This window comes from Tenacibaculum lutimaris (genome assembly GCF_003610735.1).
Classification (GTDB): Bacteria; Bacteroidota; Bacteroidia; order Flavobacteriales; family Flavobacteriaceae; genus Polaribacter; species Polaribacter lutimaris.
On the sequence record NZ_RAQM01000001.1, the window covers coordinates 1 to 14,318 of the forward strand.

A 14,318-nucleotide genomic window follows, 5' to 3' on the forward strand; every position below is an offset into this window, starting at 1 on the left:
ACCGGGAGCAAGTGATAGTACGAGTTATAGTGCAAGCTATACGGTAACCCAAGCAGATATTGATGCAGGAACAAGCATTAGTAATGTAGCTACGGCAACAGGAGACAGTCCAAGTGGTACTGATGATGTAACGGATAATTCAGATGATCCAACGGATCCGACGAATGATGATCCAGACAATGATGGAGATCCAGAAGATCCAACCGATGTAGAAGTAACGATAAGTGCACCTAACTTAAGTTTAGAGAAGGTAGCGACGTTAGTACATACCAATGGAAATGGGACAGCCGATGCAGGAGAAACAATCAATTATGCTTTCAAAGTAATCAACAACGGTAATGTAACGGTACGTAATATTGAGATAACAGACGTATTACCAGGTATCGTGTTAACAGGTACTCCTATAGCAAGTTTAGCACCGGGAGCAAGTGATAGTACGAGTTATAGTGCAAGCTATACGGTAACCCAAGCAGATATTGATGCAGGAACAAGTATCAGCAATGTTGCAACGGCTACAGGAGACAGTCCAAGTGGTACTGATGATGTAACAGACAACTCAGATGATCCAACGGACCTGACGAATGATGATCCAGACAATGATGGCGATCCAGAAGATCCAACGGAAGTAGACGTAACGCCTAATGCACCGAACCTAAGTTTAGAAAAAATGGCGACGTTAGCTCATGCCAATGGAAATGGAACAGCAGATGCAGGAGAAACAATCAATTATGCTTTCAATGTAATCAACAACGGTAATGTAACGGTACGTAATATTGAGATAACAGACGTATTACCAGGTATCGTGTTAACAGGTAGCCCTATAGCAAGTTTAGCACCGGGAGCAAGTGATAGTACGAGTTATAGTGCAAGCTATACGGTAACCCAAGCAGATATTGATGCAGGAACAAGTATCAGCAATGTTGCAACGGCTACAGGAGACAGTCCAAGTGGTACTGATGATGTAACGGATAATTCAGATGATCCAACGGACCTGACGAATGATGATCCAGACAATGATGGAGATCCAGAAGATCCAACCGATGTAGAAGTAACACCAAACACACCGAACCTAAGTTTAGAAAAAAGGGCAACGCTGAACGATACCAATGGAAATGGAACAGCAGATGCAGGAGAAACAATCAACTATGCGTTCAATGTAATGAACAACGGTAATGTAACGCTACGTAATATTGAGATAACAGATGTATTACCAGGCATTGTGTTAACAGGTAGCCCAATAGCAAGTTTAGCACCGGGAGCAAGTGATAGTACGAGTTATAGTGCAAGCTATACGGTAACCCAAGCAGATATTGATGCAGGAACAAGTATCAGCAATGTTGCAACGGCTACAGGAGACAGTCCAAGTGGTACTGATGATGTAACAGACAACTCAGATGATCCAACGGATCCGACGAATGATGATCCAGACGGAGACGGAGACCCGGAAGACCCAACAATGGTAGATGTAACACCAAACACACCGAACCTAAGTTTAGAAAAAAGGGCAACGCTGAACGATACCAATGGTAATGGAACGGCCGATGCAGGAGAAACGATTGACTATGAGTTCAATGTGACGAACAACGGTAACGTAACGGTAAGCAACATTGAGGTTACAGATGTATTACCAGGAATCAGGTTAACAGGAACACCGATAGCAAGTTTGGTACCGGGGGCAAGCGATAACACGAGTTACACGGCAAGTTATACCGTAACCCAGGCGGATATCGACAACGGTACGAGCATCAGCAACGTGGCAACGGCAACAGGAGATAGTCCAAGTGGTACTGATGATGTAACGGATAATTCAGATGATCCAACGGACCTGACGAATGATGATCCAGACAATGATGGCGATCCAGAAGATCCAACCGATGTAGAAGTAACGACAAGTGCACCGAACTTAAGTTTAGAGAAAACAGGAGTTTACAATGCCGTAACAGGAGTAATCACATATAGTTTTACAGTAACCAATACAGGAAACGTAACGGTAACGGGTATTCGTATTATAGATGCATTACCAGGAATCGTATTAACAGGAGGTCCGATAGATTTAGCACCAGGCGTAAGTGATAGCACAACATTTAGTGGAAGTTATACCGTAACCCAGTCAGATATTGATGCAGGAAATGTAAGTAATACGGCAACGGCAACAGGGAAAGACCCAAATAATAACGATGTAAGTGATGTATCGGATGACGGCGATGATACCGATGGTAATACAGAGGATGATCCAACGATTACACCAGTTACTCAGACTCCAAGTATTGAATTAGAGAAAACAGGAGTTTTTAATGATACTAGCGGAAACGGTTTTGCAGAGGCAGGTGAAACAATCACCTATAATTTTACAGTAACCAATACCGGAAATGTAACATTAACTGATATTACGATTAACGATCCATTAGTATCTGTAGGGGGAAGCATCCCAAGTTTAGCACCAGGAGTAAGTGATAGTACTACGTTTAGTGCAATGTATACGATTACTCAGGCGGATATAGATTCAGGAAGTGTTGCAAATCAGGCGACAGTAACAGGAAAAGATCCGAGTGATAATGATGTTATTGATATATCAGATGATCCTACAAACACGACAAATAATGATACAGATAGAGACGGTGATCCAGATGATGAAACAGTAACAGACCTTAATGTGAGTGTTCCAGATGCTATTGATGATGTTTCAGAAACTAAAATGGGGGAATCAGTAACTATAAACATTTTAGAGAATGATAATAATTATGGAGTTGGTTTTGAAAACAGTAGTATTGAGATTATAAACTCTCCAGCTTATGGTACAGTCACAGTTATGTCTGATGGAAAAGTTGTATATCAACCAACCCCAGGAGTAAAGTATGCAGGGGAAGATACATTTACTTATAGAGTTCGAGATAACAATGGTAATTGGACGAACGTGGCTATAGTAACTATTAATATTTCAGGATTATTTATACCTAATGTTATTACTCCTGATGGAGATGGTAAGAACGATACTTTTGAAATAGTAGGACTAGAGCAGTATGATCGTGCTGAAGTAATAATCCATAACAGATGGGGGAATGAAGTTTATAAAAGCTTTGAATATCAGAACAACTTTACAGGAGAAGGTTTAAATGAAGGAACCTATTATTACTTAATAAGTTTAAGTAAGAATGGTCAAAATCCTGAAACATATCAAGGTTGGATTTTTATAAAGCGCTAAGAAAATGATAAGATTAATAATTAGGAAAGAAGAAATAAAAGGGGAAATGAAGAAAATAGGTTTTTGGTTTGTAGTTCTGATGTTATTCGCAGCATCAGAATTAAGAGCCCAACAAGAAGTACAGTTTACGCAGTATATTTTTAATACATTAAGTGTAAACCCTGCTTATGCTGGTTATAAAGATCAATGGTTTGCTCAATTAGCTTTGCGTAATCAATGGGATGGCCTAGATGGAGCCCCTAAAACAGGACAGTTCTCTATAGATGGAATAGTATCACCGTATACTAGAAATGTAGGATTAGGTTTACAAATAAATTCAGAAAAAATAGGGCCGGAAACATCACTATCAGTGTATTTGAATCAAGCATATCGAATCAGATTAAATGAAGAAGATACCCAAAGATTAAGTTTTGGTATTGGAGTTGGTTTATTACAATACGGATTGGATGGAAGTAAATTTAGACCTGTAGATGAAACAGATGCGGCTTTAAGTTTAGGTAATGAAAGTGTTTGGAAATGGAATTTGCGATTAGGGGTTTATTACTACAGTCCTAAATGGTATGCAGGGGTTTCTTTAATGAATGTACTAGACAAAGAAGATACCTATCTTTTTAATAGTGAAGATGCTAATTATAACATCTATCACCGTAAGCATTTATACTTTATAACAGGTTATTTATTCGATTTAAACGACTCGTTCAAATTACGACCAAGTTTAATGCTTAAAGAAGATTTTAAAGGAACTACAAGTGTTGATATTAATGGAATGCTAATTTTTAACGAACGTTTTTGGTTTGGTGCAAGTTATCGTACGGGTGTTGATATTTGGAAGAATGATTACACCGATTATACTCCTGTTAAAACATCTAAAACAAATGCTATTTCAGGGATAGTTCAGTTTTATGCTACCAATAACTTTAGAATAGGTTATTCGTATGATTATATGTTAAACAACCTTTCTAGCGTTGAAAATGGGACTCACGAACTTACTTTAGGATACACTTTTCCAAAGAGAGGAAACAGATTGTTAAGTCCACGATTCTTTTAATTAAAAAATGAAAGCAAATTTTCATAACACAAAATATGTTCTAATGAAAAACCAAATAATTATAGTTGTTTTAATGTTGTTTTTTGTAAAAGGAATAGCACAAGAGCAGCCAGGAAATAGAGAAATGGCGTACCGATATATTTATGAATATCAATATGCAAAAGCAGTACCTTTATTATTAAAAGTTATAGATGTAAAGAAACCTAAAGCTAAAGATATAGAGTTACTAGCAAAAAGTTATTATCAAATTAATGCATATACACAAGCTTGTAATTGGTATGCAAGATTATTAGAGTTTGACAATGTAGATCCTGAAGTATTAATTGAATATGCTAAAAGTTTAAAGCAAATTTCAGAGTATATAAAAGCTAAAAGTATTTTAGAAGAGTATGCGAAAAAAACAGGAAATCATCAAAAAGTAGCGCAAGAAATTGAAGGTTGTACATTGGCGCTTAAATGGCAAGCAAACCCTAAAAGTTATATATTACGTAATGAAAAAATAATTAATACTGAAAAATCTGAGTTTAGTCCATTCCTGTTAGAAAATCAATTGTATTATGTAGGTGAAAAACTAGAAGCGAAAAGACGATATGGTTGGACAGGAAACTCTTTCTTAAAAATTTATAACGCCAAAGTTGATGACGCAAAGCAATTAAGTTCTTCAGAACTAAAAGAGTTGTTCAATGAAAAAAAGTTTCATGTTGGTCCTATTACTAGTAATAAAGCAGGAAATACTTTTTATGTAACTCAAACCTACCCAGGTAGAAAAGGAAATAAAGAAAAAGAAGGAGATAGAAAATACTTGAGTAATAAACTTGAGTTATACATCTATTCAAAAGACGATTCAGGTAACTGGAAAGCGACTCCTTTCCCTTACAATAATGTAAAAGAATATTCAGTTGGTCATGCAGTTTTAAGCCCAGATGAAAAAGTTCTTTACTTCGTATCTGACATGTTAGGAAGTATAGGAGGAACAGATATTTGGTATAGTGAGTTGGATGCTCAAAATAATTGGACAGCTCCTAAAAATGCAGGAAATACTATTAATAGTGTAGGAAATGAAATGTTTCCAACTGTAGCTTCTAATGGTTCATTATACTTTTCTAGTGATGGATTTGTAAGTATGGGAGGGCTTGATATTTTTAAAACTAAAGGTTCTAAAGCATCTTGGTCTACACCAGAAAATTTACAATACCCAGTAAACAGTGGAGGAGATGATTTTGGTTTTATCGTATCCGAAATAGAAGGTGAAACAATGTTTGGATATCTTTCTTCAAATAGATTAGGAGGTAAAGGAGGAGATGATATTTATTCATTCACCTATAAAAAACCAAAGAAATTTATAGCTTTAGAAGGAATTACTTATGAAGGAAAAACGACAGAGAAGCTTTTAACCGACGTAGCTGTGAGTTTATTTAAAGGAAAAGACAGACAGCTAATAGCTAAAAAAGAAAGTACAGCTAAAGGAGAGTTTGTTTTTGAAGTTGAACCAAATACGTCGTATAAAATTTTAGGTCAGAAAAAAGGTTTTTATAGCGATTCTCTTGTAGTAGATACCAAAACAATAAAAGCAGGAGATACCTTAAAAGTAGCACTACATTTAGAGTCTTTATTAGAAATAAATAAGAAAATTGTATTAGAAGGAATCCATTACGATTTCGATAAACATGATATTAGAAAAGATGCAGCAGTTATACTTAATGAATTAGTATCTATTATGCATGCATATCCTACGCTAAAAATAGAATTATCTTCTCATACAGATAGTCGTGGTAGAGATGCGTATAATATGAAGCTTTCGCAACGTAGAGCACAATCAGTAGTAGATTATTTAGTAAACAATGGAATTTCAAGAGACCGTTTACAGGCAAAAGGTTATGGTGAAAGTCAATTATTAAATAAATGCTCAAATGGTGTTCCTTGTTCTAAAGAAGCACATCAAGAAAATAGACGTACAGAAGTAAAAGTATTGTCTTTTTAAAATTTAAGTCATTCCCCGATGATTATTTCCCAAAAGAGGCTAACCTATTTTTAAGTTAGTCTCTTTTTAATTTTTAATCTACCCTAAAAGAATTATATTAGAGAAAAAACTTACATTTATGTCCTGTTAGTGAGAAAGAAATAAATTAAACTCCGTTCTTATTTTAATACCTTTTTCCTTTTTAATATCTAAAAGTTGTTGTTTTAATAAAAGATAACTTTTTAAGTCAATTTCAGGGTTTATTGAAATAAGGTAGAAATTATGTGCCTTTAAAGAGCCTAATTTAACTATGTCTTTTTTGGTGTTGATTTCTATTAAACTTGGTGAGAATTTTTTAAAGTATTTTTCTCTGCTTAATAATTCAGGAACTTTGTTTGGAATTTTATAATTGTAATATTTTTCAATTTGAGAATCCCAAAATTGAAATTTGTCTAAATAACCATTGTACAAATTTGTTTTTGGGTCATAATTTGTTATTAACAAAGCTGCTCTTATATTTCCTAGTTGAAAATAAGAATTAATAAGATCAGAGGTTTTAATTCTATCACCAATATAGATAACAGGCACAGGAATATCAAAAAGTGAATCAAAAACAAAACGTCGTATTTCATTAAAATCGGAAGTGATTTTATCATTTAATTTTAATGTTGTAACTCCAGAGCTATTTTTAAACATATGGAACCCACCATCAAACCTAACCAATGAATCAATTGTAATTAGGCCTAAGTTTTTAATATCTATTAAATCGTAACTAATTAATTTATCGTTATAAGAATAACCATCCCAGAAGCCATATTTATTATTGTTTATAAGGATTGTAGAATCTTTATTATTAAAAGAAAAGTTATAAACTAAAGTGTCTTTTTTTAAGTAATAAGTTATTTTGTTTTTTAATATTTTAAATTTTCCTTTTGAAACATATGTGTATATATCTTCTAAGTAAACAGAATCATTTTTAAAAGTTAATGAAGGTAAATAATAGGAAGAACTATCTTTATCAATATTCATCCAAACCCCTTTAAAATTATCAGGATTGAATTCTTTTTTACATGAAGTAAGACCTAAAATAAATAAAAAATAGATTAACTTTCTCATAATACAGTTTTTTTAATCTTATCAAGAACTAGACCTTTTTTGAATTAAACTCATTATTTTCTTACCTCTAGCTTTACAACCTTTACTTTCATGAATAACTTTTGTTCGAATGATATATTCCAGTTCAGGATGTACCCAATCTTTTTGTAAACCCAAAAGGTATAACGTATTCATAGTATAAGCCTTCACTGCTATTTTTTGATCGGTTATTAACCAGTCAAACCCTGTTTCAATAATTAAATCAATTTGTTGTTTAGTGAGCTTTTGTTTTACTTCGTTATCTGTTTTAGAAGCGTACGCAGTAGCCAATTGTTCACATATTTTTGCGCAAGGTCTTATGGCACTATCAAAGTGTACTTGAGCTAATTTTTCAGTAAAAGCATCTAAATATCGTAGTATATTTTCAATTCCGTGATGGGTACAAATCCATTCCAATACCCAAGCGGCTTTAATGGATAGTTTATTGTCGACATCAAAAGTAAATTCTACTAAGTTTTTTATAAGTTTTGGGTTTTGCAACACAATATTTGAAGCTTTTTCTCTGTTTGTTCTAGCAGCAGTATCAACATCATTTAAAACAGAAATTAAAAAATCAGCTTTCATATTGGTATGGTTTGTGTAAATTTGAATAGTAAAAGAAATAATAGCATGATAAATATAAAAAGGATATTTTCAACAACACTTCTATTGTCTGCATTTTTTATAACTACTGCGCAGGCACAAAAAATAAATCAGTTAGATGCTAACGGAAAGAGAGATGGTGTTTGGAAAAAATATTATGATGATGATAAAAATGATGTTCGATATACTGGGCAGTTCAAAAACGGTAAAGAAATAGGAACTTTTAAGTTTTATGAACCAAACTCTTATGGAATACCCTCTATGACAAAAGAATTTTCGGTAAAATCTGATAGTGCTTTTGTTCAGTTTTTTACTCCAAAAGGAAAAGTAAAAACAAAAGGATGGATGATAGGAAAAAAGAGAGTAGGTAAGTGGGTTTATTATTTTTCTGATGGAAATATATTTTCAGAAGAAGAATATGTGGATGGTAAGTTAGATGGAGTTGTAAAAAACTACTACAGAAACGGAAAGTTAACAGAGGAAACTTATTATAAAAAGGGAGAGAAAGATGGAGTCTCTAAAATTTTTACCGATTCAGGTATTATGATTGAAGAGGTAAATTATGTAGCTGGAAAACTTGAAGGAGAAGGTAGATATTACGACTTAAAAGGTAGTTTAAAAGAAAAAGGAATGTATAAAAACGGAAAAAGAGACGGTAAATGGGAGTTTTATATGGATGGAGAGGTTGTTACCGATAAAAGAAAAAGAACTGTACATACAATCCCCAAAAATTAAGAGCTAGAGATAGTAAATACAAAATTAAGTTTATAAGAAATGATGATGCACTCAGGTATACTTGAGTCCATCAATTTTTATAATGATGTCATCAATTATTTCCATAATAAAAACATTTATTATTTCGTAAATTTGCAGCTTCAAAAGTACAAAATGAAAAGAGTAGTAGTAGGACTTTCAGGAGGTGTAGATAGTAGTGTAACAGCTTATTTACTAAAAGAGCAAGGGTATGAAGTTATTGGGCTGTTTATGAAAAACTGGCATGATGATTCAGTAACTATTTCCGATGAATGTCCATGGTTAGAAGATAGCAACGATGCAATGATTGTTGCTGAAAAATTAGGAATTCCTTTTCAAACAGTTGATTTAAGCGAACAATACAAAGAACGTATCGTTGACTATATGTTCAATGAATACGAAAAAGGACGTACACCTAATCCTGATGTATTATGTAATCGAGAAATTAAGTTTGATGTGTTTATGGACATCGCATTAAGTTTAGGAGCCGATTATGTAGCAACAGGACATTATTGTAGAAAAGCAGAAGAAATTATTGATGGAAAACCTGTGTATAAGTTATTAGCAGGAAAAGACACCAATAAAGACCAATCATATTTTTTATGTCAGTTATCGCAAGAACAATTATCGAAAGCATTGTTCCCTATTGGAGAGTTGACAAAACCTGAAGTTCGTGAAATTGCAAAAGAAGCTGATTTAATTACTGCGGATAAAAAAGATAGTCAAGGATTATGTTTTATTGGAAAAGTAAGACTTCCTGATTTTTTACAGCAAAAATTACAACCTAAAGAGGGAGAAATTGTTCAAATTCCAGATGAGTTTGAACAGTACAATCGTTCAGTTCCAGAATTTGAGAATAAAGAAGCAGAATTGGAATATTTTTCAATTAAATTCTCTTATAATAAAGAAGACGGAAAGGTAGTTGGAAAGCATCAAGGAGCACATTATTTCACTAAAGGGCAACGAAAAGGATTAGCTGTCGGCGGAACCAAAGAACCATTGTTTGTGATTGAAACCGATGTAGATACCAACATTATTTATACAGGAGAAGGTAAAAATCACCAAGGACTGTATCGAAGTGTATTATTTGTATCAAATGAAGAATTGCATTGGGTACGTGAAGATTTAGCTTTACAAACAGGTGAATCTTTGGAAGTAGAAGCACGTATTCGTTACCGACAACCATTAGAAAATGCTACGTTATATAAAGTAGAAAACGGATTGTATGTTGAGTTTGAAAATCCACAATCAGCTATTCAAGAAGGGCAGTTTGTTGCTTGGTATAAAAACGAAGAATTGTTAGGTTCGGGAGTGATTTCGTAATTTATCAATTTAAAAAAGTAAGATACAACCTCGATTTTTTCGAGGTTTTTTTGTGCTTGCTATTTAATGATTGTACATTTACGCTATGCAAAATAAAATTACCAAACTTTTTAATATACAGTATCCAATCGTTCAAGGTGGAATGATTTGGGTTTCAGGATGGAGGCTAGCTTCTGCAGTGTCTAATGCAGGCGGATTAGGTTTAATAGGAGCAGGATCTATGTATCCAGAAGTACTTCGTGAACACATTCAAAAATGTAAAAAAGCAACAGATAAACCTTTTGGTGTAAATGTACCAATGTTATATCCTGATATTGAAAAAATCATGGATATTGTTGTTGAAGAAGGGGTGAAAATAGTGTTTACTTCTGCAGGTAATCCAAAAACATGGACTTCTTTTTTAAAGGAAAAGGGAATTACAGTAGTACATGTAGTAAGTTCGGTAAAATTTGCATTAAAAGCCGAAGCTGCGGGTGTAGATGCTGTAGTATGTGAAGGATTTGAAGCTGGAGGTCATAATGGACGTGAAGAAACTACGACGTTTACATTAATTCCTATGGTGAAAGAACAGGTGAAAATTCCTGTAATTGCTGCAGGAGGAATCGGATCGGGTAGAGGAATGTTAGCAGCAATGGTATTGGGGGCTGATGGAGTACAAATTGGAAGTCGTTTTGCAGCTACGGTAGAATCTTCGGCACATGATAATTTCAAGAAAACAATTGTTGAAGTAAAAGATGGAGGTACACAACTAACGTTAAAGGAACTAGCTCCAGTACGTTTGGTAAAAAATAAGTTTTTTCAAGAAGTTCAAGAATTATATCAACAAAACCCAACGATAGAACAATTAAAAGAATTGTTAGGGCGTGCACGTGCAAAGAGAGGTATGTTTGAAGGAAACTTGGACGATGGAGAACTAGAAATAGGTCAAGTAGCAGGGCTTATCCATGAAATTAAACCAGCAAAAGAAGTGTTGGAAGCTATCGTTACTGAATATAAACAGGTGAAAAAAGAGCAGTTGTTTTAATCGCAGGGCGCGATTGCCAAAAAAATAATGAAAAACATCATTCCGAACGAGGTACAAGGAGGAATCTCTTTAAAATGAGTTACAAACATTCTTGAGATTTCTCCTTTCGTTACACTTTAGTTCGAAATGACAACTTTTTAAGAATTATTCTTAGCCTTAATAAAATCAGAAATTAAATAGCTGATATATTTTCCTACTTGTCCGTTAGCAATGTCATCTTTAACAACTGCTGGAGCACCTTCACAAATGTGTAAATAAGAAGCATTTTGTAGCTTTCCAAAATAATGTGTGAATCTACGTGCTTGCTGTGGTGTAAACCCGCTAGGTGTCATGGCACTACTAGGAAAGTGTTGCACACAATCCAAATCGATTTCAATTCCGAAAGGAGTATTTTCTATAAAACTTTCAGCGCGTTGTAACTCACCATCAAAAGAAGTAGACTGATATACTTCTAACTCTTCAAAGGTGTTGTATTCTAAGTTTAAACTATCGTGAATCATTTCAAAAACATACTGAGGCGTATAGTTTTCATGCAGTCCAAACATAAAGTAGTTCTTAATAAAACCCTCTTGTAAAGCATACGAAAATCCGTTACCACTATGACGTTCCTCCAAACGACGTAAATCGGTATGTGCATCTAAATTAATCACATTTACAGGTTGTTTCTTTCCTTCAGAAAGCCCTTTAATGTTTCCGTAAGCATTGTTATGTCCACCACCAATGATAATTGGAGTTTTACCACTTTCAACAATGACTTTGATAAGATAAGAAAGTTCTTTATCAATAGCTTTTATTAATAAATCCCCCCTTTCTCTATCAGAAGCATCAAAACTATATACTTCATCCAAACAATCTAAATAGCCTAACACTAGGATATCATTTCCATCAATAAACTGATTTTGCTGTGTATTTAAAAATGCTTTTAAAGCAGGAACAAAAGCAGTATGTGCACCACCATTTCCACCATTCATACGAACCCCAATATCTTCGGGAACTCCTAAAATAACAAAAGAAGCAGTTGAGCTTTTAAGTTCCTCTTGTAGCTCTTTTTTAGAGTTGATAACTGCAACGCACTCACCTAATTTTGTTTCACCTTCACGTGGGGTTACAAACTCTTGTATGTCTTTTTCGTTGAATATTGTTAGCATATTGTATTTTCTTTTTAGGAAAAGTCATTTCGAACTGAAGTGTAACGAAAGGAGAAATCTTAAGAATGTTTGTAACTCACCTTAATGAGATTCCTCGTTACCACTCGGAATGACAGGGTATAATTTACAGTTTATTTCCGTTGATAAATACTGAATCAATTAAATTACTTCCGAAGGAATACGGTAAAAATCCATACGAAGGAATTTCCTTTGTAAGGATTAAATTCGCTTTCTTTCCTTTGGTAATACTTCCAACTTCTTCAGATAAATTCATAGCATAGGCTCCGTTAATCGTTGCTGCATTAATCGCTTCTTCTGGTGTCATTTTCATTTTAATACAAGCGGTTGCTACTACAAAGTTCATGTTTCCTGATGGAGTAGACCCTGGGTTATAATCGGTAGCTAAAGCTAAAGGTAATCCTGCATTGATAATATCACGTGCAGGCGTATACGGAATACTTAAAAAATATGAACAAGAAGGTAAGGCAACAGGCATGGTTTGCGTTCCTTTCAATGCTTCAATATCTTCTGTATTCATAACTTCTAAATGGTCTACAGATAAGGCATTGTGTTTTATACTTACTTGAACTCCACCAATAGTTGTAAACTGATTTACATGTACTTTTGGTGTTAATCCGTATTGTTGAGCAGCGGTTAAAATTCTGTCGGTATCTTCTACCGAGAAATATCCTGTTTCACAGAAAGCATCTACAAAATCAGCAAGGTTTTCTTCTGCAACTTTAGGTAGCATTTCATCAATAATTAAATTGATGTATCCTTCTTTATTGTTTTTATATTCAGTAGGAAAGGCATGCGCTCCTAAAAAGGTAGCTTTTACAGGAATGTTATAATTCTCGCGTAGCTTTTTAATAACACGCAACATTTTTAATTCAGCGTCTACGGTTAAACCATATCCTGATTTTATTTCAACTGCTCCAGTACCTAATGCAATAACTTCTTCTAATCGTTTTGCCGATTGTTGATATAGCTCTTCTTCTGAAGTTTCTTGTAACTTCTTTGCAGAGTTTACGATACCACCACCACGATTGGCAATTTCTTCATAACTCAATCCGTTAATTCTATCCACAAACTCTTGTTCACGATTGCCTGCATATACAATGTGTGTATGCGAATCACACCAAGTAGGTAACATCATTTTACCAGTACAGTCCACAGTTTTATCAGCAGAAGTAGGGGCTTTTTTCATACTTCCATAGTCAGTAATAATACTATTTTCAACCAATAAAAAAGCATTTTTAATGGTAGGTAAAATGTTCATCGCAGCTCCTGATACTTTTTTAGTGCTTGTTTCTCTAATTTGGATTAATTCTTTGATGTTTATGAATAAAGTTGTCATGTTGAATGCTTAAATTTGTTAGACAAACTTACGGTAAAAACTACAATTTATGATACATTTTTTAGGAGTGATTTGTGTTTTAATACTCTTTTTTATTTCGTTAATTCACGTTTATTGGGCTTTTGGTGGAACTTTATGGGTAGATGCTGTAATACCTACTAAAACAGCAAATGAAAAAGCGATGAATCCGCCTAAATCACTAACTTTTGTAGTAGCTATAGTAATAGGTGCTTTTGCGGTTGTGTATGCAGAAAAAATACAGCTATTTACGTTGAATTCAATGCCTACATGGTTGCAAGACTATGGACTTTACGTTGTGGCTAGTATTTTTCTCATAAGAGCTATAGGTGATTTTAACTATGTAGGTTTTTTTAAGAAAGTTACAACTACAGAGTTTGCCATGAACGATACCAAATATTTTTCTCCATTATGTTTGTTTTTAGGAGTAGTAGGGTTGTTGATAGTGTTTTTGGGATAATTTAGTTTACTAACGTTTAGTATATGGCAAGTAGGGCAGTAGAAAGCGATAACCTTTCAATTTTGCACTGAGCCAAATCGTTGTATTTTGTTTTTATCTTATTCATTTTAAAAGCCAAATCAGCGATTTGGCGGTGTTTGTAAGTAGCACTAAACTTTCGTTAACTACCAAACGCCCTATTTGCTATATACAGCTTAAGTTAGCAATTGTTTAAATTTAGTAATATAAATCAGAAAGAAAAAAGCGTAGAGTAAGGTTATGTTATACGTTGAAACCTAGATTTCGTCA

Annotated in this window: 11 protein-coding genes; 7 read left to right on the forward strand and 4 right to left on the reverse strand. The window is 34.0% G+C overall.

Going from position 1 to position 14,318, the window contains the following annotated elements:
* The 3 genes from C8N26_RS00005 to C8N26_RS13685 form a co-directional block, all read left to right on the forward strand.
* Positions 1-3,202: DUF7507 domain-containing protein (locus tag C8N26_RS00005; RefSeq protein WP_147418464.1), on the forward strand; the 3,202-nt coding region annotated here is incomplete at its 5' end.
* Positions 3,203-3,206: 4 nt separating this feature from the next.
* Positions 3,207-4,250, forward strand: coding sequence for a PorP/SprF family type IX secretion system membrane protein (locus tag C8N26_RS00010; protein ID WP_211327773.1), 1,044 nt, complete (start codon positions 3,207-3,209; stop codon positions 4,248-4,250).
* Between the two features lie 43 nt (positions 4,251-4,293).
* Positions 4,294-6,231 carry an OmpA family protein gene (locus tag C8N26_RS13685; RefSeq protein WP_317124617.1) on the forward strand — a complete coding sequence of 646 codons (1,938 nt, stop codon included), beginning with the start codon at positions 4,294-4,296 and terminating at the stop codon, positions 6,229-6,231.
* 126 nt (positions 6,232-6,357) lie between these two features.
* Here C8N26_RS13685 and C8N26_RS00020 read toward each other — a convergent pair whose 3' ends face one another.
* Positions 6,358-7,326 carry a hypothetical protein gene (locus C8N26_RS00020; protein ID WP_120185511.1) on the reverse strand — a complete coding sequence of 323 codons (969 nt, stop codon included), beginning with the start codon at positions 7,324-7,326 and terminating at the stop codon, positions 6,358-6,360.
* A 21-nt stretch (positions 7,327-7,347) separates the two neighbouring features.
* Positions 7,348-7,929, reverse strand: a complete 582-nt coding sequence (locus C8N26_RS00025) for an adenylosuccinate lyase (protein ID WP_120185512.1) — start codon at positions 7,927-7,929, stop codon at positions 7,348-7,350.
* A 45-nt stretch (positions 7,930-7,974) separates the two neighbouring features.
* On the opposite strand from C8N26_RS00025, the gene C8N26_RS00030 reads away from it, so the two are divergent.
* The 3 genes from C8N26_RS00030 (at position 7,975) to C8N26_RS00040 (ending at position 11,047) form a co-directional block, all read left to right on the forward strand.
* Complete coding sequence (locus C8N26_RS00030) at positions 7,975-8,682, forward strand: toxin-antitoxin system YwqK family antitoxin (protein ID WP_120185513.1); 708 nt, start codon at positions 7,975-7,977, stop codon at positions 8,680-8,682.
* A 45-nt stretch (positions 8,683-8,727) separates the two neighbouring features.
* Entirely contained in the window at positions 8,728-10,023 is a 1,296-nt protein-coding gene (gene mnmA / locus C8N26_RS00035) for a tRNA 2-thiouridine(34) synthase MnmA (protein ID WP_120185514.1), read from the forward strand.
* Between the two features lie 85 nt (positions 10,024-10,108).
* Positions 10,109-11,047, forward strand: a complete 939-nt coding sequence (locus C8N26_RS00040; RefSeq protein WP_120185515.1) for an NAD(P)H-dependent flavin oxidoreductase — start codon at positions 10,109-10,111, stop codon at positions 11,045-11,047.
* Between the two features lie 137 nt (positions 11,048-11,184).
* Here the strand turns inward: C8N26_RS00040 and C8N26_RS00045 are convergent, their stop codons facing one another.
* Positions 11,185-12,195 carry a formimidoylglutamase gene (locus tag C8N26_RS00045; protein WP_120185516.1) on the reverse strand — a complete coding sequence of 337 codons (1,011 nt, stop codon included), beginning with the start codon at positions 12,193-12,195 and terminating at the stop codon, positions 11,185-11,187.
* A 124-nt stretch (positions 12,196-12,319) separates the two neighbouring features.
* A complete protein-coding gene (gene hutI / locus C8N26_RS00050) occupies positions 12,320-13,552 on the reverse strand; it encodes an imidazolonepropionase (RefSeq protein ID WP_120185517.1) in 1,233 nt (410 codons plus the stop codon).
* Positions 13,553-13,601: 49 nt separating this feature from the next.
* On the opposite strand from hutI, the gene C8N26_RS00055 reads away from it, so the two are divergent.
* Positions 13,602-14,030, forward strand: a complete 429-nt coding sequence (locus C8N26_RS00055) for a DUF3995 domain-containing protein (protein ID WP_120185518.1) — start codon at positions 13,602-13,604, stop codon at positions 14,028-14,030.
* Positions 14,031-14,318 lie beyond the last annotated feature (288 nt).

Coding starts and splice junctions, on each gene's coding strand:
- C8N26_RS00025 (WP_120185512.1), bottom strand. CDS start 7,929: ATGAAAGCTGATTTTTTAATTTCTGTTTTAAATGATGTTGATACTGCT.
- mnmA (WP_120185514.1), top strand. CDS start 8,728: ATGCACTCAGGTATACTTGAGTCCATCAATTTTTATAATGATGTCATC.
- C8N26_RS00020 (WP_120185511.1), bottom strand. CDS start 7,326: ATGAGAAAGTTAATCTATTTTTTATTTATTTTAGGTCTTACTTCATGT.
- hutI (WP_120185517.1), bottom strand. CDS start 13,552: ATGACAACTTTATTCATAAACATCAAAGAATTAATCCAAATTAGAGAA.
- C8N26_RS00010 (WP_211327773.1), top strand. CDS start 3,207: ATGATAAGATTAATAATTAGGAAAGAAGAAATAAAAGGGGAAATGAAG.
- C8N26_RS00040 (WP_120185515.1), top strand. CDS start 10,109: ATGCAAAATAAAATTACCAAACTTTTTAATATACAGTATCCAATCGTT.
- C8N26_RS00055 (WP_120185518.1), top strand. CDS start 13,602: ATGATACATTTTTTAGGAGTGATTTGTGTTTTAATACTCTTTTTTATT.
- C8N26_RS13685 (WP_317124617.1), top strand. CDS start 4,294: ATGAAAAACCAAATAATTATAGTTGTTTTAATGTTGTTTTTTGTAAAA.
- C8N26_RS00045 (WP_120185516.1), bottom strand. CDS start 12,195: ATGCTAACAATATTCAACGAAAAAGACATACAAGAGTTTGTAACCCCA.
- C8N26_RS00030 (WP_120185513.1), top strand. CDS start 7,975: ATGATAAATATAAAAAGGATATTTTCAACAACACTTCTATTGTCTGCA.